At 67.7% G+C, this 23,379-nt stretch carries 14 protein-coding genes; 7 read left to right on the top strand and 7 right to left on the bottom strand.

Annotated features, from left to right (window positions below; all coding sequences use genetic code 11):
- Positions 1-21: 21 nt before the first annotated feature.
- Positions 22-207, top strand: coding sequence for a hypothetical protein (locus tag ACIHAA_RS04225; RefSeq protein ID WP_399812812.1), 186 nt, complete (start codon positions 22-24; stop codon positions 205-207).
- Here the strand turns inward: ACIHAA_RS04225 and ACIHAA_RS04220 are convergent.
- The 4 genes from ACIHAA_RS04220 to ACIHAA_RS04205 all read right to left on the bottom strand — a co-directional run bounded on the left by ACIHAA_RS04220 (position 197) and on the right by ACIHAA_RS04205 (position 8,196).
- A complete protein-coding gene (locus tag ACIHAA_RS04220; RefSeq protein WP_399812809.1) occupies positions 197-3,001 on the bottom strand; it encodes a hypothetical protein in 2,805 nt (934 codons plus the stop codon). The two genes, ACIHAA_RS04225 and ACIHAA_RS04220, sit on opposite strands and share 11 nt — an antisense overlap.
- Positions 2,998-5,505 (bottom strand): glycosyltransferase, encoded by a 2,508-nt coding sequence (locus tag ACIHAA_RS04215; protein ID WP_399812806.1) that lies wholly within the window; start codon positions 5,503-5,505, stop codon positions 2,998-3,000. The genes ACIHAA_RS04220 and ACIHAA_RS04215 overlap by 4 nt, the downstream gene beginning before the upstream one ends.
- A gap of 48 nt (positions 5,506-5,553) precedes the next feature.
- Positions 5,554-7,080, bottom strand: a complete 1,527-nt coding sequence (locus ACIHAA_RS04210; RefSeq protein ID WP_399812803.1) for a hypothetical protein — start codon at positions 7,078-7,080, stop codon at positions 5,554-5,556.
- 420 nt (positions 7,081-7,500) lie between these two features.
- The gene (locus ACIHAA_RS04205; protein WP_399812801.1) at positions 7,501-8,196 is read right to left on the bottom strand and encodes a hypothetical protein; all 696 of its coding nucleotides are present in this window, start codon (positions 8,194-8,196) and stop codon (positions 7,501-7,503) included.
- Positions 8,197-8,582: 386 nt separating this feature from the next.
- Between ACIHAA_RS04205 and ACIHAA_RS04200 the strand changes: the two genes are divergently transcribed.
- Positions 8,583-9,557, top strand: coding sequence for an aldo/keto reductase (locus ACIHAA_RS04200; protein WP_399812798.1), 975 nt, complete (start codon positions 8,583-8,585; stop codon positions 9,555-9,557).
- 78 nt (positions 9,558-9,635) lie between these two features.
- Here the strand turns inward: ACIHAA_RS04200 and ACIHAA_RS04195 are convergent, their stop codons facing one another.
- Positions 9,636-10,013 carry a hypothetical protein gene (locus ACIHAA_RS04195; protein ID WP_399812795.1) on the bottom strand — a complete coding sequence of 126 codons (378 nt, stop codon included), beginning with the start codon at positions 10,011-10,013 and terminating at the stop codon, positions 9,636-9,638.
- Positions 10,014-10,165: 152 nt separating this feature from the next.
- On the opposite strand from ACIHAA_RS04195, the gene ACIHAA_RS04190 reads away from it, so the two are divergent.
- Positions 10,166-14,584 carry an HAD-IC family P-type ATPase gene (locus ACIHAA_RS04190; RefSeq protein WP_399812792.1) on the top strand — a complete coding sequence of 1,473 codons (4,419 nt, stop codon included), beginning with the start codon at positions 10,166-10,168 and terminating at the stop codon, positions 14,582-14,584.
- 33 nt (positions 14,585-14,617) lie between these two features.
- Here the strand turns inward: ACIHAA_RS04190 and ACIHAA_RS04185 are convergent, their stop codons facing one another.
- Both ACIHAA_RS04185 and kstD read right to left on the bottom strand, forming a co-directional pair.
- Positions 14,618-15,880, bottom strand: coding sequence for a hypothetical protein (locus ACIHAA_RS04185; RefSeq protein ID WP_399812789.1), 1,263 nt, complete (start codon positions 15,878-15,880; stop codon positions 14,618-14,620).
- Positions 15,881-16,117: 237 nt separating this feature from the next.
- A complete protein-coding gene (gene kstD / locus ACIHAA_RS04180; protein ID WP_399812786.1) occupies positions 16,118-17,923 on the bottom strand; it encodes a 3-oxosteroid 1-dehydrogenase in 1,806 nt (601 codons plus the stop codon).
- A gap of 354 nt (positions 17,924-18,277) precedes the next feature.
- On the opposite strand from kstD, the gene ACIHAA_RS04175 reads away from it, so the two are divergent.
- The 4 genes from ACIHAA_RS04175 to ACIHAA_RS04160 all read left to right on the top strand — a co-directional run bounded on the left by ACIHAA_RS04175 (position 18,278) and on the right by ACIHAA_RS04160 (position 23,211).
- Entirely contained in the window at positions 18,278-19,168 is an 891-nt protein-coding gene (locus tag ACIHAA_RS04175; protein ID WP_399813717.1) for an LLM class F420-dependent oxidoreductase, read from the top strand.
- A gap of 91 nt (positions 19,169-19,259) precedes the next feature.
- A complete protein-coding gene (locus ACIHAA_RS04170; RefSeq protein WP_399812781.1) occupies positions 19,260-19,817 on the top strand; it encodes a cysteine hydrolase family protein in 558 nt (185 codons plus the stop codon).
- Positions 19,818-19,958: 141 nt separating this feature from the next.
- A complete protein-coding gene (locus tag ACIHAA_RS04165; protein WP_399812778.1) occupies positions 19,959-21,599 on the top strand; it encodes a nitrous oxide reductase family maturation protein NosD in 1,641 nt (546 codons plus the stop codon).
- Positions 21,600-21,759: 160 nt separating this feature from the next.
- Entirely contained in the window at positions 21,760-23,211 is a 1,452-nt protein-coding gene (locus ACIHAA_RS04160; protein WP_399812776.1) for an amidase, read from the top strand.
- Positions 23,212-23,379 lie beyond the last annotated feature (168 nt).

Raw genomic sequence — 23,379 nt, 5'->3', positions numbered from 1 at the left:
CGAAAAGCCATCCTTGTAGCCGTGGCCGCGAAGATCGGCATCGCGGTGGCCGAGACGATCGTCCTGCGCCTCGCCTGGCAGCTGTGGACCGCATACACCCGGCACCAGCACACCGGCACAACGACCAGGGAGCTCGCCCCCGTTCACCTCTCCACCGAGCCCCTCTCATTCCTTCCGGGTGAGGAGCAATGTCCACTCAGCTCCTGAAGCTGTAGTTCGTACCGTGGAACTCGAGGGACACCTCGGTCACCCCTGACATATCCAGACCATCGTTGTCACTGGGCCGTACCTCGATGTGCCAGGATGTGAACGGACCAACCGCCGCGTATTTATCGCTCCCCCGTTCGGGCTCGAAGTCGGCCTCCTCAAAGATTTTCTCAGAATCGAGATAATAGGTGAAATTCTTGTCGATGGGTTCATGAATGAACCTGAAGACCTGGTTGCCGGCACTGACGATTTCCTCGTCTCCTGCGTGCCTGATCCGGACCTGGAGCCGGTTGTCCTTGGTCTTGGCTCCCTTCATCCAGACCCTGACTTTGCCGACTCGAACGTTTGCCATCCCCGCAAACGGACTGGCCGAGTGTTCTGTCCTGGCATCCACGGTCATCGGGCGGAATGTAATGATCCGACTCTTCTTGAACAGGTTGACCTGGAGACCCGTCGCCTTCACGGTGATCCCCTGACTGCTGACGGCAGCCGGGAAGCGGGACGCATCGGTGCCGAAGTTCTGTACGGCGTCCCTGTAGGCACTCAGGACCGTATTGCTGGCCACCCGCAGCGCCGCTTCACCGATAGTGGACACCTGTGTCCCTGCAAAGGTTTCGGCGATGAGATCACGGTCCGACAGTGCCCACATTCGGTAGGCCCGCGCGGTCAGGTCAAGGGTCCGCATGATCTGCTCGCGACTCCTGTAGTAGAGCTGCGACACAAAGCTGACCAGGTCGGGGAGGTCCGGCTTCATCACAGTGTTCAGCGCATTGTCATTGAGCTCGGAGATGCGCTTCTGCGCACTCTTGATTTCTTCGAAGTCACGCGCAGCGACAAGAACATTTGCATTGTAGAGCAAAATCTGCGTGTTTCGATCCAGGATCTTCTCTATGTAGGCAGTGAAAGCATCTTCGACATCTTTCACCCGGCTGAACGTGTTCTTGAGCGCATCGAAGGTGGCACGGAACTTGCTCTCTTCGACGACGAGTTTCCCGGCCTGGGGGTCATCGGCCTGAAGCACTCCATTGTCGAGCGACTTGTATCCCTCCTTCAGGTCTTCGATGCGAGGACCAATAGTCTTGATCTCGCTGACCAAATATGCCCGATTGACATTCACCCCGGCATCCGTGGCCAGCGACGAAGCATTGTGGTAGACGACGTCAGCGAGCTGCGTCAGCATCATGAATTTCGACTGCGGCGCGAAAGCTACCATCGACAACGCAGACAGGAGTTGATCGACATCAATACCGTGCTGCGTCCTGACATCCTCCGCGAACTGCTTGAGCTTGTTCACGAGGTCACTCTTCAGGGCAGGCAGGTCGGTTTCGCATACGGCGATATTGTGATCGATCACGTCGAGTGAGCGCGTGATGAGCTTGACCTCGTTCTCTGCTCTCTTCTGCGCAGTCTCGCTCTGCTGCCGTGCCGCCTTGATGCTTTCCATCGATGCCTTGTTCTGCTTGAGGTCATCGAAGTAGCTCTGGTTGCTCTTCTCGATCGCAGAGAAGTTGGTGATCAGCTGGCTGAGCAGAGAATTGTAGAAGTCGAACGATCCCAGCGGAGTCCATTGGGGGTCGTACCCATAGACATCGAGTCCGCTCTTCAGCTGCGACAAAAGGGCTTTGCACTGAGTGTTGACGGCACGGAGCTGTGCCACCGCGCCGACCGCCCCCACAGACCTTTCCTGCGCAGCATAGTGGCGAGCGAGGGAACTGTTCTCGTCGAGCTTGGAAAACAGCCTGGTACGGGCCTCCAGACGGGTCAGCAGGTTGGCCAAATCGCTGACGCCCTGCTTGTCCTGAACCGGGTCGAGCGTCACATAGCGAAGGCGGATGACCTCAAGTAGACGCGCACACTGACTGGGATGAGTCAAAATAAAGGGCGAAAAATTGAGATGCGGATCTTCGAGATCATCCGACAAACCAATGAGAATGACGTCCCGGGTGCCGTCGCTTCCTTTGGCCCCGTTCTTGCCCGACGGGGTGCCCGTACCGTAGGCGCCGTACGCACCTCCTCCGACATGAATGGCTGCCAACGCATTGGCGCTGTAGGTGGCATCCATATTCCCGAGTGTCCGAAGCACCGTGGCGATCTTGTTGCCCATCTGGCTTTCCGACGTCTCTTCGATCTGTTGCAGGGCCTTGTCGATCGTACTCTTCCGGCCCTGCGGGATGTCGCCGTCATTCTTTATCCTTGCACGCAGCTTTCCGACTGCCTGCTGCTTCTCGCGCAGCGTCTTCAGCTCAGATACTTGCGCAAGCTCGTTCAGATACCTTTCCAAGGGGGTGCCGGCAATCAGTGTGACGCTCCCGCCTTTTCCACCGTCTCCGCCATTTCCCCCAGGAGCGCGGACTCCTTCCTCTCCGGCTCCGCCGGCTCCGCCCTTTGCCGAAAGCGTGAAACCGGGTGCATCGCCCAAGGCGTTCTCGATGTATACCGAGAGCGCGCCCGCCGACTTGCCGTCGTCCCCCCGCTTTCCATTGCTCTGCACATCATGGTTCTGCGTGGTCAGCGGATTGCCCGCAGCTCCGGACGTCGACAGTTCTGCCGAATCGCCCTTCGCGGTGAGGGAGTTCACCGAGACCACGGCGCTCTTGCAGGCCAGGGCTCCCTGAAGGACAACCGATTCGGCGAACAGGCGGACGTCTTCGCTTGTGTGATCCTTCCCGAAGTCACTCCCCTCGCCCAGTGGGAGTGTGTCTTCGACGCTCACGACGACCTGAATATCACCGATCTTGACAGCTTGGAAACGTTCCAATGAATTCGTGAGAAGCGATGCGCCGCTGTCGGTCATGCCCCCACTCCCTTCTTGAGGACGCCCTCGGCCTTCTCGCGCTCCTTCTTGGTGTCTGCGAGCTCTTCTCTGACCTTATTCTCCTCCCTGTCGAGACTTTCTCGGTTCACCGGATCGGCGTCCTTGAGCCGTTCCACCTCATCCTTGAGACGATCCCTGAGTGCCGTGTTCGCATCGGTCGGCGATTGCTTCACCTGCTCCTCGACCTTTGCCAGCTCATATTTCTTGGCCTCCAGTTCGGTCGAAACTGTGCTTCCGGCGCTGCTTGCCTCCGCGATCGTCTGAAGCAGTTCCTTCTTTCGCCCCGCTACATTGTGGGCGAATTCCTCCAGGATCGTCTGAGTGGCCGTCGCCTCGACGTAAGGTGTGATCCGCGTGCTCCACGCCTTCCACAGAATATCTGCCGTCGCGGCGTCGAGCCGCTCTGAATCCAGTTTGTCGGCAAGCGTCGCCAGGTCTTGGTCTGCCTTGACGGAGCTCCCCGCGATGCCGGCCAGGGTCTCACTTCCCAGGATTCCGGCGACCCGGTCGAAAAGCCCCGACCTCACGACGATCTCCAAGGCTGAACTACTCGGTCCATAGAACAGTGATGGCTCTGTCTTCAGTATTTCCTGCACCGCTTCTCTCACTGCGGTGTCAATACTCGCCTTCATGTTCTGCCAGTCGACCCTTGTAGCGATGTCGGAGACCTGCTTCGTCAAGGACTTCCGGAAGTCCAGAACAGACTTTTCCTGCTCCACCAGCTTGGCGACGTCGATTTTGAATTGTTCGTGGACTCGTTCCACGAGTCGACTTGCTATCACCTCTTGAAGAGTTCCGACCACCTTGTCGAGTTCCGCCCTCCTTTCTGTCGTGGAACTCCTGTCGTCAATCAGTTTCTTCAGGGCGTCGATGGCATCGATTTTCATGTCCGGCTGAGCCTGCGCAACCCTGTCCAGCTCGGCGGAGAGTTTCCCGTTCGAAGGGTCGGCCAGTATGTGGGCGAGTTCGTAGGCCAACTCTTCACCGAGATCTTTCATGATCCCGCTCGACGGCAATACCTTGACAGTCCCCTTGGGCTCCTGCTGGAGGAGAGCACCACCGGTGCCGTGTGCGTGTGCATTGTGGATGAAGGCCGCTGTGTCCGCCCACTTGAAATCGCCCAGGTATTCGCGGATCTGACGCGTCTGATCCCAGACCGTCTGATAGTTCTTGTACAGCTTTACAATGGCTTCGGCGTACAACTGCGGCCGTACGCCTGCGCGGTTCATATCCAGGACGACCAAGTTCTTGGAGAAGTCACTGAAACGCTCCTGGAGGAACCGCGAAATGCCGCTGTCCTCATTCACTACAGGAGGTACACCGTTCTCGAACGCCTCACTTGCGACGACTCCCATCCCCTCTTGATGGGATGGCATGACGAGTAGGTCGGCGGACCGCAGGACCTCGACCACCTTTGATTTTTCCTTCGTGGAGGCGAGGACCTCCACCCTCACCTGGGCATTGGTGGGAGCCGGCCCCTCCCATTGGTCGACGCCGCCGGCCGATCCGGTTTTCCGGTAGCCCTGCTCGGAAAGAAGCTTGTTGATGGCGGCTTGCATTTCCTCGATGTGCGCCGGGTATTCTTCTACCTCCATGCCCTCCGGCATCGAGAACCCCAGCGCCTTTACTTCAACATGTGGACAGTCCGGGAGGAACGATGCATATCTGATCGCTCGGAGCAGGTCGTCAAAACCTTTGAGCGGAGCTTCGAGTCGACCGAGAATGGCTATCTTGAGGGGAGACGGACTCTTCTCTGGCTTTGTGGTGCGCACCGGGTCGGCAAGCGTGTGTCCAGGTATGAACTCGATCACCGGAGGAGGAGCGTTCCTGCCCAGCCAGAGGGCACCGGTGAACGCCAACCTGAATGCCACGTCCCGGAGATGCGGCCCATTGGCGGCGACCTGATCCGCCCGGTTCATCCAATACATCTCCTGGATTGACTTGACTATGCCGAGGCTTTCCATTCCCTCCACTGCCGAGGTACCGATCGGGTCGGAATGCAAGACATATGTGGTCTTTGTCTCCGCGCCGGTGAAGAATCGGTTCTGAAGGATGATGCTCGCCGGTCCGGAGAAGCGTGAGTGGCCAATGATCTCATCGGGTACCCAGCCCTTCGGCAGACCGAGCTGCTCCGCCGAGGTGATGGCCGGGTCTTCGACGGCCTTTCGCATCTCGTCATAGAGAAGCTGTCGTTCGGCATCGCTGCCGCCCGGGTTTTTCACCTGGCTGGTCCTGGCATTCTTGATCAGGACTATCTTGGCGCCACCATGATCTGCCGGTTTCGGCGCAAAAGCCTCTGGTACTTCCATGGCCAGGACGATGACGTCGTTGCCGGCCTCTATGAATCCCCGTGCAAATTCCTGGTTCACGACGGCCAGACCGCCGCCGACTCCGCGCCCGCTGAACGGTAGGACCAGCAGTACCTTTTTTTCATTCGCCATGACATCGACCTCGTTGATCAGGCGGATTACGAATCCGAACACGGGCGCACAGTGTCATCATCTGCTGTGCGCCCGTCACATCCAGGAAGGTCAGTGCGCCGCGACCTTGCCAACGATCAGATAGTCGCGCGGCGTCCTGACGCCGGCGGCGGCGTTGACTTCGATCATCTTCTTGGACGGCTCCAGAAGGTTGGTCGTCAGGAAGTAGTCCAGGCCTTTGAGGGCGAAGCTGATCTGTGGAATCTCAAGCTTCATCGTGTTTGTATAGAAGGCCGGTGGATTTGACACACAGCCAGTCATCCTGTCCGTTCCGCTGCACCCGACGCCGCTGACGGTGCGACTGAAGTCGCTCTGTTCGAACTTGAACTCCGGAAAATTGATGCTGTCGTCGTCGACCTGGATGGCAAGTGGGCCTTTCTTCATGACGAGATCAATGTTGACCTTTCCCCACTGATACACTTCGACATCTCCGGATACGATGTCCAGGTCCCAGCTCGACTGAGTCGAACCGGACCATTGGGTGGATACCTTTCCGTCGGCGATGCTCAGTTCCAGCGGATAGGTCTGCATACTGACGGTGAGCCCTCCGTAACTGACGTTTGAGAGCTTGAACGTGCCGCCGGTCTCTTTTCCTTGGGCGATGACCGAGACATTCCTCTTCAGAGCGAAGAGGCTCCCGGTCGTCTGGTCTTTGACAGTGACATCGAACCCGGCCTGCTCAAGCCGCTTCTTGATGAACGTCTTGGCCATGAGGTCGTCCGAGAGGATAATGCTGGCCGTGTAGCCCGATGGAATTGGTGAGACCTGCTGGTCGCCGGGCTGGAAGGATGGCGCCGGATTCCCCGGATCGTTTCCACTCTGGTCAACGTTGATGAACAGACTCAGGCATCCGGCATCCTTGTCGCCCGTCGAGGCGAAAGCGAAGGACTTCGGCGTGAGCAGCACATTGCCCTCGGCCGGCTTCCTGTTGTTCACGCCGGTGAGCACATAGGAGACTTCGCTGACCTTCGTCTGGAAGTGCTTCACGAGCATGGGGATCACGGAACTCATGTCCGGGTCGTCGTCCGTGGGCTCAGGCGTGACCTGGAACGCTGCGCCATCGATGTTTTTGAAATGCAAGGCGATGTGATAATCGCTGGGAGTGGTGCCCTCGAACTTGACCACGTTGCCCTGGTCGGCGACCTTCTTGTTTCCGGAGATGACTGCCAGGGGAACCATGGCCACAACAGAGTACTTCCCGCCTCCTGGCAGGTCTGATTCAACGGCCTCTCCCGGATTCTTCAATTCCTTGTCCGCGTACGGCTGCGATACGAGCGACGAGCCGTCTCCGATGGGCATCACCAAGCGGGCCATGCCGCGCTGACCCAGAACGAAGTCAAGGGTTGGCGTCTTGAAGTTGATCTTGTAAGTGTCGACCCAGTACTTCTTGGTGCGGATGTCGTACACGGCATTTTCGGAGGCAAGCGTCACGTTGCTCACAAGCTTGTCTTCTGCATAGGCAGCCTTCAGGAAATCGTTGAGCTCCTTCACCGAGTAGGACACGACGACATCCCACTTGTTCGTCGAACGCACCCCGTTCATTTTCGATACCAGATCAGTGATGGATTGCTGTGCCATTTTGAGACCTCACGTGGATCGTGGGCAGAATGGATTCCGAGGCGGGCATGTCCGGAGAGCGTGGAGAAAAATTCCAGGAGAGCGGACACCGCTGTCCGGCAGTCAGCGAGCCAAGGCTCATTCCCCGCAGTGGGGTGAGGCAGGAGACATACGAACCCTCGACCGCGGGACTAGCGGGACTATGAGTCCCATGCAACCGTGGCACCGGGGGTTGAAGCGGTCAATAGGTGACGCCGAAACAAGGCTCGATTTTGAGTTTGCCGCCAGGTTGTCCGGGGAAGCTGACGAGGGCTCAGCCGGCGAACGGAGCTGTCCAGGACCGCTTTAGCGCCTTGATCACACCGAACGCGCCAAGGTCATCTCCATGGCGCAATGACTTACAGACTAAGGCAAGTTGTCCATCGGATGGGCGACGATGGCTTATCGGGTCGCCTGGGACACAGTGATGCGCTGTGTCGGATCCGTGGAGTCCGCAATCTGGTAAGTGGCCGTGATGGTCGCTGTGGTGATGGCCGTTGGGCAGAAGAAGCCACCTGCGATCTCCACCGGCACCGTTGCACCGTTCAAACGGAGAGTCGACGGTGCTCCATTGACCCAGGTGGCTTCTGCTTCTGCCGCTGCGCCGGGTGCGGCAGTGACGGTACAGCTCAGGAGGCCGCTCGTCTTCAGGACGAATCCATCTGCGGGAATGATCAGATGTGCGGTGGATCGGATTCCGTGCTGAAGGGCCACCTTCCACGGACCAAGGTCGTCATTGGTACTGATCGTGGCCTTCAGACCGGGGGCGTTGGTGGTGCAGAGGTCGAATTCGGGTGCACTGATATTCACCGTCACAGGACCATGGGCGTTCGTGTTGTCCGGCCGTTGTGGAATCAGGTTGGAAGAGTCCGAGGTCGGCACGGTCGCAGAGCGGATACAGGTGACCGTCACCGGCCCGGCGTCGAAGGTCACCGTCCCGGCGGACGCTGCGGCGAACTGGTGTCCAGCGGGAGAGACAGTGGTACCCGTCGGCGCTTCACCCATCGTGGAAGCAGCCTCGGCAGGCGTCGCCATGCCCAGGCTGACCACGGCTCCCAGCGCCAACCCGGCAGTCCATATGCGGCTGTTCATGTGCATCGTGTTTCTCCTCAGATCCGACTCGGCCCAACTGGGCTGCGCCGAACGCTACGAGGGAGTGATCACGTACGCGCAGGGGCCCAAGGTCCCAAATCGCCATGTGCGTAGAGACGTTCGGACCTCGTCGTTCCGCGTCTGCCGACTCCAACACATCTCATCGACTGCCTTGTTCACCGTCAGTGACACAGAGTTGACACTCCTCAGTGGCCAGCATTCAATGGAGTGGAAACCGCCGCCGCTCCGGGGTTCACGGGCTGCGCCTCCGGGAAAATCACGCTGCCCGGCGCATCGGAGCAGGCGCATCCTGCGACCGCAGTGACGATCTGACGGCGGTTCCGGCAAAAGCCTGAGAAAGTCGGGCCGCGCCCGACGGGGAAGGGACAGACATGTCGCCCGCCTGGGTTCAGCCCTCCAACAGCATGTTGTATCGCCGCAGTGGCCATACCGGGCTGCATCTTCCCATGCTCTCCCTGGCCCTGGGCCGAGGCCCGCAACGAGCGCCTGTCTCCTTGACCTCGCTGGTGCACAAGGCACTTGATCTCGGGATCAACTCCTTCGACATCACGGCGCCCTACCGCATATCACGAGAGTTCTACGCTGAAGTCCGATCCGCTTTCTCCTCATGCCGGATGGGAAGGGAAGAGTTCTTCGTCTCCGTCCGCATCGGTCTGGGCACGGGACCTCTGCCATTCGCCGGCTTCAGCTCCCGTCGGCAACTGCTGGCGGGAATCGACGGTCTTCTCCGTGATACCGGGCTGGACTATGTCGACGTCCTGTATCTTCACCGGCTCGATCCCCAGACTCCGCTGGCAGAGGCCATGACTGCACTCGCCGATGCGATTCGGCTCAACAAGGCCTTGTACCCGGGCCTTTCCGCCTTGGCCAGCCGTGGTCTCATCGAGGCCCACGCGATGCTGTCCGCGTACGGAACGCCCGCCGCGGCTCTTCAGGTGTCCTACTCGTTGATGGACCGCTGGGCCGAGGAAGGACTGCTGGATGTCCTCACCCGCGAAGGAATCGGTGGTGTCGCCTGTGCGCCTCTGGCCCACGGCCAGCTCGTCACCGGAAGAGGGCAAGGACGTTCTGCGCCGGGCAGCAGGGCATGGGCCATGGAAACACTCGCACAGCTGGCGGCGGCGCGCGGACAGACACTGGAGCAGCTGGCCATCAGCTGGGTTCTACGGGATCAGTGCATGGCCTCGACGCTCCTGACGACCACGGACGAGTTACATCTCGCCGGGGTCTGTGAAGCGGTCCACCGCACCGACTTCACCGCAGAAGAGCTGGCCGCTCTCGACGTGTGCTGCCCGAATCCCGCATCCACGGGCCTGTCGGTCTCGGACGCGACGACCTGCACATGAGCGCTGTCCGGCACGCGTCGAACGTGCTGGCCGCAGTCGTCACCGAGCGATTGTGACCAGCACTTTCGCAACGGACCCTCAGTGCCCGATCCCCGGCTCGTGCCGGTCGTGCCGGTCGCCCAGGTCGTTCCGTTCGCCCCGCCTCCTGCCGCCGCGCAGCAGCCAGGTGGCCCCGCCCACGGCCAGGGCGATCGGCCACTCCAGGGCTCCCGCCACGGCCATCGCGCCGAGTCCTCCGTAGAACACGACGTCCTTGGTCGTCGGTATGCCGGGGACCCGTGAGGTCGCCGCCCTCGCCGTACTCGTCACATCGTCCCTGGTGATGTAGGGAAGCTTCAGCGACGGGTGCAGCGTGAGCGTATGGAGATGGACACCGGCGCCCTCGTGCGCCCGGGTTTCCACGGGGTGCTTCTGGGACTGGTCCTGCTGTGGCGCCATGCCTGCTGACTTGGCCATCCCGCGGCCCTCCTCTCGGAACACTTCATCCCTTTATTTCATTTTGACCCGCTTTGGGCACTCTGAGACTTTCGTTCGGATTGAAACCTACGCTGAGTGGCTACTCCTGCAACCGGGAGTCAACCCCTGGGCACGGGAGCGGGTGATGCGTGGTGGCACTGCCGGGAGGCACGCTGCTGCGGACCGTCGCGTCCGGTGCCGTCGCCGCACTGCGGGGCGGTACGGAGCAGCGCGTACGGCATTTCGACGGGCGTGCCCATGTGGCCGTGCGGGGGCTGCGGGAGGGCGATCTGCCCCCGGGCAGGACCGAGCGGCTCGCCGAGGAGGCGGAGCGGCGGCTCGGCGCGCTGCCGGGGGTGGCCTGGGCGGTGGCCAACACGGTGCTCGGACATGTCCTCGTCGCCACCGACGGCGGTACCGACCTCGGGGACCTCGTCGGGGGCCTCACCGAAGCCGCCGAGACGATCGAGGAGGCCCACGGGGTCGAGGCGCCCCTGCCCGACCACCCGCTGTCCGGCTGGGCCGCCCGGCGGGCCGGTTCGGCCATGGCGCTGCATCTCGCGGCCGCGCCGCTGGCCGCCGCCACGGGCCTGGCGCTCAAGGCGCCCCTGCCCTCCTCGGTCGCGGCCCTGGTCCCGCTCGTCGACGCCCTCCCCCGGCTGCGGACCCTGGCGGAGCGGGCGCTCGGCACCGAACCCGCCGGACTGCTGATCGCCGGGCTCACCGCGCTGGGGCAGGCCGGGTCCGGCGGCCTCCTCGGCAGCAGCGTGGACAGCCTGCGGCACGCCCTGCGGGTGCTGGAGGCGAACGCCGAGTGCGCGGCCTGGGCCGCCGCCGAGCCCCGGCTGACCGGCAGCGCCACGGCCGGAGCCCACCGCGCGCCGCCCCCGCTGCCCCGCGAGACTCCGCTCGCCCACGGCCCCGTCGAGCACTACGCCGATCGGGTGCCCCTGGTGGCGGCGGCGACCTTCGCCGGATCGCTGCTGGCCACCCGGCGCCCGCTGACCGCCGCGGGCGGCGCCCTGGCCGCCATTCCCAAGGCCCCGGTGCTGGCACGCGAGAGTTTCGCCTGCGCCCTGGGCCGCGGACTGGCACGCAAGGGGGTCCTGGTTGCCGAACCCCGGGCGCTGCGGCGGCTGGACCGGATCGGCGTGCTGCTCCTGGACACGGACATGCTGGCCACGGGCGACCATGCGCTGGCCGATCTGGTGCCCGTCGACGACGCGCCCGCGGGAGAACTCGCCGCGCGGGCCCACCGCCTCTTCGACGGTTCCGCGCCCGGGCGGCCGTCCCGGGAGGAGGAGTGGACGCTCGGGCCCCTGGCGGATCTGCCGCTGGAGCGGCCCGCCGGTGCCGAGGCCCGGCAGCGGCTGGAGCGCGAGGGCGCGGCTCTGGTGCTCGGCCTGGCCCGCGGACGGCGGTTGCAGGCCGTGGTCAGCGTGGTCCCGCGGATGCACGACGCCGCCGGGGCCTTTGTGCCCGCCGCGCACGACGCCGGGCTCACCGTGGTGGTCACCGGCGGGTACACCCGCGATCCGGCCGTACGGGAGGCCGACGCGGTACGGCCCGCGGGCGAGCCGCTCCTCGACGCCGTACGGGAACTCCAGCGGGACGGCACCGGGGTGCTGCTGGTCTCCCGGGACCGGACCGCGCTGCGCGCCGCCGATGTGGGCGTGGGTGTGGCGGGCCCCGGCAGCGGGCCGGCCTGGGGCGCGGATCTGTATGTGGACGGCGACCCGGGGGCGGCCGTCGTCCTGGTGCACGCCTGTCGCGGCGCGCGCGACAGCGCCCACCGGGGCGTACGGCTCGCGGAGGCGTCCGCCGCGGTCGGCGCGACGGCTGCGGTGGCCGGGCAGCCGCGGCGGGCCGCCGCGCACAGCACGACCGCCTTCAACGCGGCGGCCGCCCTCGGCACCGCCGCGGGTGTCTGGTCGGCGCTGCGGCTGCTGCGCCGCCCGCTGCCCCTGACGGCCGCCTCCCGGCACCCCTGGCACGCGATGGACCCGGCCACCGTGCTCGCCCGCACCGGGAGCAGGGACGAGGGGCTGACCTCGGAGGAGGTGCGCGCGCGGGGCACCGCCCCCGCCGAGGAGTCCGGTACGTCGTCGCTCGGCCGGGCCTATCTGACCGAGATGGCCAATCCGCTCACCCCCGTCCTGGGCGCGGGTGCCGCCATGTCCGCCTCGGTGGGCGCGGTGCTGGACGCGGTGGTCATCGTGGCGGTCACCGCGCTGTCCGGGCTGTTCGGCGGATTCGAACGGCACCGGACCGACCGGGCCGTGGCCCGGCTGCGCCGCGAGTCGGCCGTCATGGCGAAGGTGCGGCGCAGCGGCAGGGACACCACCGTGCCCGCACGGCACCTGACCGTGGGCGATGTGGTGCGGCTGAACGCCGGTGATGTGGTGCCCGCGGACGCGCGCCTGCTGGAGGCGCACAACCTGGAGACCGACGAGTCGGCCCTCACCGGGGAGTCGCTGCCGGTGGCCAAGGACGTCGCACCGGTGCTGGCCTCGGACCTCGCGGACCGGGCGTCGATGGTCTACGAGGGCACCACGGTCGCGGCGGGCCGGTGCCGGGCGGTGGTGGTCGCGACCGGCCCGGCGACCGAGGCGAGCCGGGCCGCGGCGGTCGGCCGGGGTGCCGCCCCCGCCGTAGGGGTGGAACGCCGGCTGGCCCGGATCACCCGCGGGACACTGCCGGTGGCGCTCGGTTCGGCGGCGGCAGTGATGGCGGCCGGAGCGCTGCGCGGACGCCCGCCCCGGGACTCCGTCGGCGCCGGTGTGGGGCTCGCCGTGGCGAGCGTCCCCGAGGGGCTGCCGTTCCTGGTGTCGGCGGCCCAACTGGCCTCCGCCAGAAGGCTTTCCGCGCGGGGCGCCCTGGTCCGCGACCCGCGCACCATCGAGGCTGCCGGACGCACCGATGTGCTCTGCTTCGACAAGACCGGCACCCTGACGCACGGACACATCTCTCTGGTCTCCGTGGCCGCGGACGGCGACAGCCGCCCCGTGGAGTCGCTCGGCGAGGCGCAGCGCTCCGTCCTCGCCGCCGCGCTGCGGGCCACCCCGCGCCCGCACGGCCCGGCCGGACTCGAACACGCCACCGACGGCGCGGTGACCGCCGGGGCCGAGGAGGCGGGGGTGCACCGGACGACGGGGGCGCCGGGCTGGCAGCGTCTGGCCGCCCTGCCGTTCGAACCGAGCCGCGGCTTCCACGCCACCCTGTGCGAGTCCGAGGGCCGCCGCATCCTGTCGGTGAAGGGTGCCCCGGAGGAGGTCGTGGGGCGCTGCGCCACCCGCGGCGGGCGGCCGCTGGACGCCGGGGCCCGCGCCGCCGTCCTCGCCGCCGGGGAGCGGCTGGCGGCCGAGGGCCACCGTGTCCTCGCGGTCGCCGAACTCCGGGACGCACCCGGCGGCGACCTCACCGACGAGGCCGTGGCGGGCCTGGACTTCGCCGGGTTCCTGGCGTTCGCGGACCGGGTGCGCAGAACCGCCGCCGAGGCGGTGCGCCAACTCGCCGACGCGGGGGTGCACATCGTGATGATCACCGGCGACCATCCGGGCACCGCCGGTTCGACCGCCGCCGAACTGGGCGTCCTGGACGGCAGACGCGTGGTGACGGGAGCCGAACTCGACGGCCTCGACGACGAGTCGCTGGACGCGCTGCTGCCCGACGTCGGCGTCGTCGCGCGGGGGACCCCGGTGCACAAGGTCCGCGTGGTGCAGGCCTTCCAGCGCCTCGGCCGTACGGTGGCGATGACCGGGGACGGCGCCAACGACGCGCCCGCCATCCGGCTCGCCGACATCGGGATCGCCTTCGGCACCCGGGCCACCCCGGCCGCCCGGGCGGCGGCCGACCTGGTGGTCACCGACGACCGGCTGGAGACCGTGCTCGCCGCACTGGTGGAGGGGCGCGCCATGTGGGCCTCGGTGCGCCAGGCCCTGGCGATCCTGGTCGGCGGCAATCTCGGGGAGATCGCCTTCACCCTGCTCGGGGCGGCCGCCACCGGCTCCTCACCACTGACGGCCCGTCAACTGCTGCTGGTGAACCTGTTCACGGACCTCGCACCGGCCATGGCCGTGGCCCTGCGGCCGCCCCCTCCCGAGGCGGCCGACCGGATGCTCCACGAGGGCCCCGAGGTCTCGCTCGGTTCGGCGCTCACCGAGGAGACCGTGTGCCGCGCCGTGGCCACCACCCTCGGCGCGACGGCCGGGTGGGTGGCCGGGCGGTTCACCGGGCGCGCGGCCCGCGCCCGTACGGTCGCCCTGGTGGCGCTGGTGGGCTCCCAGCTCGGCCAGACGCTGCTGGCGGGTGGCCGCAGCAGATCGATCGTCGTCTCCTCGGTGGTCTCCCTGGCGGCGCTGACGGCCATCGTCCAGACCCCGGTGGTCAGCCAGTTCTTCGGCTGTACGCCGCTGGGCCCGGGGGCCTGGGCCATCGCCCTGTCCGCCGCGGCCGCGGCGACGGCCGTCTCCCCGCTCCTGCCGGGCCTGGTCCACCGCCTGCACCCGGCGGCACCGCACCCGCACCCGCACCCGGAACCCGAGACGCAGCCGTCCCCCGTGCCCGCGTGACCGGCACCGGCAGCCCCGGGAAACCCCGGGTGATCAGGCCTGTTCCGGAGCCGGAGCCGCCTGGCGAAGCGCCGTGATGCAGGTGCCGATGGCCTTCTGGAGCTCCTCCAGCTGGTGCAGCATGTCGTCCTCGTAGAGATCGTCGAGGTCGTCCGCGTCGTCCAGGGTGAGGTCCTCGAAGACCTTCGTCGCCCGCTGGAGGCTGCTGTAGAACTTCGTACGGCGCTCCTCGCGGCGCAGTTCCGGGTCGGCCTCGACCGCCTGGACCACGAGTTCCTTGACCGTGTCGTACGCCTCCGCGGCCCAGGTGCCGGCCTCCTCGTCGTCGTCCAGCTCATCGATGAGGGACAGCCGGCGTTCGGCCTCCGCGCGCAGTTCCGCGGGCGCGTCGATGGTCTGCCCGGCAGGCGTCCTGACCTGCCCGCCCTCCACGATCCCGCGCACATATCCGATACGGTCCGCGACCCGGCTCTCGGCGGCGACCGCCTTCTTCAGCTCGTCGGTACGGGCGACGTCGCGGGCCAGTTCGGTCCCGAGGGCCGGGTCCTCCCTGAGCCGGTCGAGCAGCGCGGCCCGTGCGGTGCGGGCGGTCGCGGGGTCGGCGAGGATGGCGGCCCGCAGCGCGGTGGGGTTCTCGGCGACCTCCAGCGCCTTGGTCGGCCGGATGCCCTCGGCCTCGGCCGCCGCGGTGATCGCGGTGCCGCGTTCGCTGGACGCGCTGGAGCGGGCGCTGTAGTACGACAGCCATGCGTCGGAGTCCGGCAGGTCGATCTCCTGGCCGGGCACCAGGATCTCGAAGTGCGGCACCAGACCGTCGTCGGCGGCCTTGTCCCACGCCTTGTAGTAGCGCATGATCCGCTCCGCCGAGCACCCCGCCAGTTCGGCGAACCGCTTGGCGGAGACCTTGACCGTCTCGCCCTGCGCCTGACCGCCGGGCCGCACGCTGCGCGCCACCTTCAGGGCGAAGGCCCAACCGCCGGTGCGGGCGTAGACCCCGAACTCATGTGCGTCACGGAGGACCACCTCGGCGACCTCGGCCTCCGCCGGTTCCGAGGACGCTTCGGCCTCCGTCGGCCCCTGCTCGCTCTCGTCCGCCACCGGGTCCGGGGCCGTCGCTTCCGCGGGCCCCTGGGCCGCCTCCGCCGCCACCGGTTCCGGAGCCGTCTCCGCCGGTCCCTGGGCCGTCTCACCGGCCGCGCCGGGCTCCACCCAGAAGCCGTCGTCCGAAGGCGCCGGGGCGGCGGGGAGACCGTCGGACGAGGGGGCCGTGCCGGACGGGGGGATCGCTACGGTCACTGGGAATCTCCGGGCGCTCGCGGTCGGTGGGGCCGAAGCGAGCAGCCTATATGAACCCCTTGCCGCGGTTTTGCGCCTCCCGCTCGCCCGGGGTCTCCCGCCCCCGGCACCTCCCGCTCCCCCGGGAACTCCCGCTCCCCCGGCACCTCCCGCTCCCCCGGGGACTCCCGCTCCCCCGGCGCCACCGCTCCCCGAGGGTCTCCCACTCCCCCGGCACCCCGCACCCCCCGCCCGCCGTCACAGCGCTCCCGCGAGGTCGAGTGCGGCGACGTATCCGAAGGTCATGGCCGGACCGATGGTCGAGCCCGCGCCCGCGTAGCTGTGCCCCATGACGGCGGCGCTGGCGTTGCCCGCCGCGTAGAGGCCGGGGACGACCGAGCCGTCCGCACGCAGCACCCGCGCCCGCGCGTCCGTGCGCATACCGCCCTTGGTGCCGAGATCGCCCGGGACGATCCGGAAGGCGTAGTACGGGGGCAGCCACAGCGGCGCCAGACAGGAGTCCGGGAGAACTGCGGGGTCGGTGTAGTAGTGGTCGTAGACACTGTCCCCGCGGTGGAAGTCGGTGTCCCTGCCGCTCCTGGCAAGGGAGTTGAAGCGGTTCACGGTGCTCCGCAGCGCCGCGCCGGGTACGCCGATCTGCCCGGCAAGCGCATCCAGGGTCCAGGCCCGGTGGACGGCACCCGAGTCGTACCAGGCACCGGGGAGGGGCAGCAGCGGTGCGACGTCCCGGAAGAGGTAGCGGTTGCGGTAGTTCTGGTCGACGATCAGCCAGGCCGGGATGTCCGGGTCGGTCGGGTTGCGGTCGTACATCGTGTGCACCACATCGCTGTAGGGCGCGGCCTCGTTGACGAAGCGGGCCCCGGCGGCGTTCACCAGCAGACCGCCGGGCAGGGTGCGTTCGGCGAGGCAGAAGTAGGGGTCGCCGGGGAGCGGTATCGCCGGGCCCCACCAGGCGTCGTCCATCAGGTCCAGCGCGGCCCCGGCCCGCTCCCCGGCGCGGATGCCGTCACCGGTGTTCTCCCGGGCGCCCACGGTCCAGTCGGTGCCGATGGGCCCGCGCTGGTACTGGGCACGCATGGCTGCGTTGTGCTCGAAGCCGCCGGAGCCGACGATCACCCCGCGCCGGGCCCGGATCAGCCCCGGTGTGCCGTCCTGTGCGACCAGGGCGCCCGTGACCGTGCCGTCCTCGACCAGGAGATCGGTGAGCGGGGTGTTCAGCCACAGCGGCACTTCCGCGGCGAGCAGGCCCGCCCGGAGTCCCGCGGCCAGGGACTGGCCCATGGTGAGGGGCTTCTGCCCGAGCAGTGCCGCCGCGGTGCCCCGGGCGAGGCATTCGGCGGCGACGGCGGCCCCCTTGACGCTGACGGCGGCGAGCGTGAGCCACTTGTAGTCGGCGCTGAAGACGACCATGCCGGCCGGTGTCGCCATGTACGGCGGGTTGAGACGGGCCAGTTCGGCGCCGAGGACGTTCCCGTCGAGCTGGTCGGGTTCGATGGAGCGGCCGTTCGGCAGCCCGCCGGGCAACTCGGGGTAGTAGTCGCTGTACCCCTCCATCCAGCGGAAGCGCAGGGGACTGTGGGCCATGACGAAGGAGATCATCGCCGGGCCGTGTGCCAGGAAGGCCCGCTGCCGCTCGACGGGGACGTCCGGGCCGACGACTGCCGCGAGATAGGCGGCCGCCTTGGCCGGGGTGTCGGGGACACCCGCCGCCAGCAGCACGGGGTTGTTGGGGATCCAGACACCGGCACCGGAGCGCGCGGCCGAGCCGCCGAAGGTGGCCGCCTTCTCCACGACCACGCAGCTCAGACCCTGGTGTACGGCGGTCAGCGCAGCGGTCATGCCCGCGGCGCCGGATCCGACCACCACGACGTCATAGGTGCCGAGGGAGGGCAGGTCGGCCGCCCGGGCGGCACCCACGGCCCCCGGCAGCCCGGCCGCGAGGGCGAGCCCGGTGACGGCGGCCGTGCCGAGCAGTTGGCGGCGCGAGGGTCCGTCCGCCACGGGGGATGCGGTGGATCTCGGGGGGTCCGCGCTGGTGGGCATGGGGGCGCTCCAGGGGCGTAGGACGGTGGGGGCACGTCTCCGCGGCGCCGTGGTGCACACCGTACGGGCTGACTGACGTACCGTCAGGAAATGTGACGCCGGTGCCTGCCGAAGTCAAGGGGCGCACCACTGGCGGGCCGCCGACGCACGCCATGGGCCGCCCCGTGGACGGGTCTTCGCACCCGCCCACGGCCCGGCCCGCGGACTCCTCCCCGGCGTGGAATACACGGGAGAAGCGGGCCGTTGGGCTCTCCTGTAGTCCGGGTGATCTCTCCTGTAGTCCGGGTGATCAAGAACCGGGTGGTCGACAACGGCACACGGCACCGGGTGCCGGGCACGGAGGGATCGGATTCCATGGGCGAGATCACGGACGGCAGCGCCGCAGGCTCCCTGAAGCAGGCGGTCGGCCGCTACGGCATCTGGAGTGTCGGACTGCGTTCCGAGGACCCGGCGATGAGCGGCGAAGTCGCCGATTCGGCAGCCGAGTTGGAGCAGCTGGGCTTTGGAGCCCTGTGGCTGGGCGGCAGCAGCGCGGTGCGCCATGCGGTGCCGCTGATCGAGGCGACCTCGCGGATCGTCGTGGCGACCGGGATCCAGAGCATCTGGCAGTACGGGGCGGCCGAGACCGCGGTGGACCTCGCCGCTCTGGAGAAGGCCCGTCCGGGGCGCTTCCTGCTCGGACTCGGCGTGAGCCACGCCAGACTGACGGAGGGATACCGCCGCCCCTACTCGGCCATGGTGTCCTATCTGGACGCCCTCGACGAGGCGGGCGTCCTCGTCGGGCGCAGGGTCCTCGCCGCGCTCGGTCCGAAGATGCTGGAGCTGTCCCGCGACCGCGCGGCCGGCACGCACCCGTACCTGGTGACACCCGAACACACCGCCCGGGCCCGGGAGATCCTCGGGGACGCCCCGCTGCTCGCCCCGGAGGCGAAGGTGGTGCTGGACACGGACCCGGACCGCGCCCGCGCGACGGCCCGCGCCACCCTGGCCACCTATCTCGCCCTGCCGAACTACACCAAAGCCCTGGGGCAACTGGGCTTCACCGAGGACGACTTCGCGGGTGGGGGCAGCGACCGGCTGGTGGACGCGCTGTTCGCCTGGGGCGACGACGACCGGGTACGGGCACGCCTCGACGCCTTCCACGCGGCGGGCGCGGACCATCTGGCCCTCCAGGTGATCGATGCCGGACCGCGTGACGCCCTCCCCCGCCCCGGCTGGCGCCGCCTGGCCGCGCTCCTGCGCTGAGGCCTGTCCCGGCCCGGTTGTCGGTGGGGGCCTCTATGTTGGGTGCCGAACGGGCCCTGGAACCGGCCCCAACAACGACAGAGGAGCCCCCATGACAACCCTGCCCGGCCGGCCGCACACCGCGCTGCTCGTCATCGACGTCCAGAACGGGGTGGTGGACGGCTCCCACAACCGCGACAGCGTGATCGCCAACATCAACACCGTGCTCGACAGGGCCCGCGCGGAGGACGTGCCCGTGATCTGGGTGCAGCACCATGACGAGGACCTGGTGCGGGGCAGCGAGAGCTGGGGTTATGTACCGGAGCTGGAGCGCCGGGACGGGGAGCCGCTCGTCCACAAGCAGTACGGCGACTCCTTCGAGGACACGGAGCTGGAGGCGCTGCTCGCCGAGCGCGGGGTCGGCCGTGTGGTGGTCACGGGCGCCCAGACCGACGCCTGCATCCGTTCCACCCTGCACGGCGCCCTGGTCCGCGGCTACGACACGACACTGGTGTCCGACGCGCACACCACGGAGGACCACACCGCCTACGGTGCCCCGGCCCCGGAACAGGTGATCACGCACACCAATCTGTACTGGGAGCACCAGCACGCCCCCGGCCGCCGCGGCGGCACGGCGACCGCAGCGGACCTGAGCTTCGCCGCGGTCTGAGCGGACGAGGGACCGGCGGCCGCACCGGGACTTCCCGTTCTCCCGCCGCTCTGCTCCGAAGGAGCGGATCTGGGCGACCTGGATGCTCCCTCGGCCGACAAGAAAAGGATCCATGGTCTGATCGCTCCCAAAGGGAGGAAAATGACCGTGAATTCTTGCGCCAGATCGGCCTTTGGCATCGCCATGGCGGCCGCCCTCTGGGTTTCCGCAGCCGCTGTTCCCGCCCCCGCCGCCGCACAGGGCGACCTTGTGGTGGGCACCGCGAGTCCGACGTGTACAAATCCGCAGTACGCGACGATCCAGGCCGCCGTGGCCGCCGCCGCATCAGGCGCGACCATCCGCGTCTGCGCCGGTGTCTACGCGGAGACCGTCATCGTGGACAAGCCGCTGACGTTCCTCGGAGCGCAGGCGGGGGTCGACGCCCGCACCGGCCGTACGGTGGCGAGCGACGAATCCATCGTCGATTCCAGCACCGGCGGTTTCCTCGTCCAGGGCGGGGTCGGCAGTGTGACCATCGACGGCTTCACCATCCAGGACGCCGGGACGGCCACCCAGAACGCCGATGGAATCGATGCCCTCCTGGGGGGTGGCAGCGGCTTCTCGTTCCTCGACAACATCATCACCAACAACACCTACGGCATCAACTTCCAGTCCAATGGAACGCTTCCGACGCTGGTGGAGCACAACCGCTTCGTGAGCAACAACCAGACGGGTGCCGCCGGCGGCGCAGGCGTCTTCGTCTCGAACGGGCCCGCCAACAACACCACCATCACCGAGAACAGCTTCTCCGGCCACACCAGCGCCGCGGTCAACACCACCGGGGATTCGGCGAACTTCTCCCAGAACCTGGCCATCACCGACAATACGAGCACCGATGACGCCTCGTTCGCGGTGCTGGTCAATGCGAATTCCTCCCGGGTCGAGGGAAATACCGCCATCCACACGAACCTCGTCGATCCGACCGCCGGAAGCGGCATTTTCGTCGGCGGCAACACCGACGGTCTGCACATCGACGGGAACACCATCACCGGCGGTGCCGCGAGCGGTGTCCGGGTGACCAGCCTGTTCGGCGCACCGAGCACCCATCTGAGCATTACCGGAAACACCATTGCCTCGCGTCTCAACGGCGTACGCATCAGCGGCGGCGAGACCTCCGGCACCATCGACACCAACTCGGTCACCGGCAGCAGCCATGACGGAATTCTGATCGCCGCGGGGAACAGCGGCCTCCAGGTCACCCGCAACACAGTGAGCGGCAGCGCCGTGTTCGACTGCCAGGACCAGAGCACCGGGTCGGGAACGGCAGGCACGGCGAACACCTGGACGGGCAATATCGGCGCCACGAATCAGCCCATGGGCATCTGCGCGGCGGCCCCCGCCCTGACGATCACCAAGACCCACCGTGCGGACTTCCACCAGGGAGACCCCAAGGCCCGCTACACCCTCACGGTGGCCAACACCACCGGCGCGGGATCCACCAACGGCACGGCAGTCACCGTCACGGACACCCTCCCCCGCGGCCTGACCGCCAGGGCCATCTCCGGATCCGGCTGGACCTGCACCCTCTCCACACTCACCTGCACCCGCAGCGATGCCCTGGCCGCCGGAACCGCCTACCCCCCCATCCACCTCACCGTCAAGGTCGCCCGCAAGGCCCCCCGCCACGTCGTCAACTCGGCGACCACCAGCGGCGGAGGCGACCCCACCTCCCACACGGCACTGGACCCCACCACCATCAAGCCCGGCGTGTGCACCTGCGTCCCCCACAGCCACGGCTGGTGAGCAAAACCGACCACCCGGCCATTCCCCACCCATGACCGGAGTGCGGTTCCGGATAAGGGCTGGAACCGCACCCCGGATCCACGACACGCTCTCGGACTTCTTTCCCCTTGCGCGCAACGGGATTCTATGGCTTGTTCCAGGGGCCGGTACGTTCGCATTCATGGAATGGAACTTTCAGACAGCCGAAAATATCGCGGCTGCTTTGCGCGCCGGTGAAGTCACCTCGGCGGAACTGACCGAAGAGGCGATAGCCCGTATCGAGCGGGACGACAAGGCGGTCAACGCGATCTGCGTACCGGACTTCGACCGTGCGCGGACCGCCGCACACGAGGCCGACCGGGCCCGCGCCCGCGGTGAGGACCGGCCGCTGCTGGGCATTCCGGTGACGGTCAAAGAGTCCTTCGACGTCGTGGGAATGCCGACGACCTGGGGCCTGCCGCCGCACCGGGACTACATGCCGGCCGAGGACGCGGTGCAGGTGTCGCGGCTCAAGGCCGCGGGCGCGGTGGTCCTCGGCAAGACCAATGTTCCCGTGGGGCTGCAAGACGTGCAGACCTTCAACGAGATCTACGGCACCACCAACAACCCGTGGGACCACCGGCGTACCCCGGGCGGCTCCTCCGGCGGCTCGGCGGCCGCTCTGGCCTCCGGGTTCGGCGCGCTGTCCATCGGCTCCGACCTCGCCGGTTCCTTGCGCACCCCCGCACATTTCTGCGGCATTTACGCGCACAAGCCGACCCTCGGGCTGACGGCGAGCCGCGGCATGGTCCCGCCGCCCGGTCCGGCCCTGCCGGTCGAGCACGACCTCGCCGTCGTCGGTCCGATGGCGCGCACCGCTCGCGACCTCGCGCTCCTGCTCGACGTCATGGCCGGACCGGACCCGCTGACACTCGGTGTGGCATACCGCCTGGCGCTGCCGCCCGCGCGCCATGAACGGCTCGGCGACTTCCGGGTCCTGGTCCTCGACGAACATCCGCTCATTCCGACCGGGTCCGCCGTACGGGCGGGTGTGAACCGGGTGGCCGACGCGCTCATCGGCAGCGGCGCCCGCGTCGAGCGGAACAGTCCGCTGCTTCCCGATCTGACCGAAGCCGGGCTGCTCTACACGCAGTTCCTGTTCTCGGGCTCCGTCGCGCGTTTCCCCGTCGAAGCGTACGAGCAGTTGCAGGCCCGCGCCGCCGAACTGAGCGCGGACGACCGGAGTCTCGATGCGGCGCGGCTGCGCGCCATGGTGTTCCGCCACAGCGACTGGATGGAGGCGAGCCAACGTCGCGCGCTCCACACCCACGCATGGCGGCAGCTCTTCGCCGAATTCGACGCGGTGGTCTGTCCCATCACACCCACTCCCGCGTTCCCGCACGACCATCATCCCGATCCGCTGCACCGCAGGCTCGACATCGACGGCGTCGGACACCCGTACTTCGACGCGCTCGTCTGGGCCGGTCTGGCCACCCTGCCCGGCCTGCCCGCCACCGCCGTACCGACGGGCCGTTCCCCCGAGGGCCTACCGGTGGGCGTACAGCTCATCGGCCCGGCGTTCGAGGACCGCACCCCGCTGCGGCTGGCGGAGCTGCTCGAACAGGAAATCGGCGGCTTCCAGCCACCGGCGTAGGGCGTACCACCCGGCGCTCTGACCGGTCTCCGTGAACACCCCCGTGGGGGGGGGGGGGGGGGGTGGGGGGCCCCCGGGGGGGGGGGCCCCCCCCCCCCCCCGGGGCGCCGCCGGGGGGGGGGGGGGCGGGCCCCCCCCGGCCCCCGCCGCGCGGGGGGGGCGCGGCGG

The organism is Streptomyces sp. NPDC052040, from assembly GCF_044548405.1.
Taxonomy (GTDB): Bacteria; Actinomycetota; Actinomycetes; order Streptomycetales; family Streptomycetaceae; genus Streptomyces.
The sequence above is the reverse complement of the archived record's forward strand: the minus strand, read 5'-3'. Positions and strand labels throughout refer to the sequence as shown.

Excerpts from the sequence above, each read along its gene's own strand:
- ACIHAA_RS04220 (WP_399812809.1), bottom strand. The coding sequence starts at position 3,001 with ATGACCGACAGCGGCGCATCGCTTCTCACGAATTCATTGGAACGTTTC.
- ACIHAA_RS04210 (WP_399812803.1), bottom strand. The coding sequence starts at position 7,080 with ATGGCACAGCAATCCATCACTGATCTGGTATCGAAAATGAACGGGGTG.
- ACIHAA_RS04205 (WP_399812801.1), bottom strand. The coding sequence starts at position 8,196 with ATGCACATGAACAGCCGCATATGGACTGCCGGGTTGGCGCTGGGAGCC.
- ACIHAA_RS04200 (WP_399812798.1), top strand. The coding sequence starts at position 8,583 with ATGTCGCCCGCCTGGGTTCAGCCCTCCAACAGCATGTTGTATCGCCGC.
- ACIHAA_RS04195 (WP_399812795.1), bottom strand. The coding sequence starts at position 10,013 with ATGGCCAAGTCAGCAGGCATGGCGCCACAGCAGGACCAGTCCCAGAAG.
- kstD (WP_399812786.1), bottom strand. The coding sequence starts at position 17,923 with ATGCCCACCAGCGCGGACCCCCCGAGATCCACCGCATCCCCCGTGGCG.
- ACIHAA_RS04175 (WP_399813717.1), top strand. The coding sequence starts at position 18,278 with ATGGGCGAGATCACGGACGGCAGCGCCGCAGGCTCCCTGAAGCAGGCG.
- ACIHAA_RS04170 (WP_399812781.1), top strand. The coding sequence starts at position 19,260 with ATGACAACCCTGCCCGGCCGGCCGCACACCGCGCTGCTCGTCATCGAC.
- ACIHAA_RS04165 (WP_399812778.1), top strand. The coding sequence starts at position 19,959 with ATGACCGTGAATTCTTGCGCCAGATCGGCCTTTGGCATCGCCATGGCG.
- ACIHAA_RS04160 (WP_399812776.1), top strand. The coding sequence starts at position 21,760 with ATGGAATGGAACTTTCAGACAGCCGAAAATATCGCGGCTGCTTTGCGC.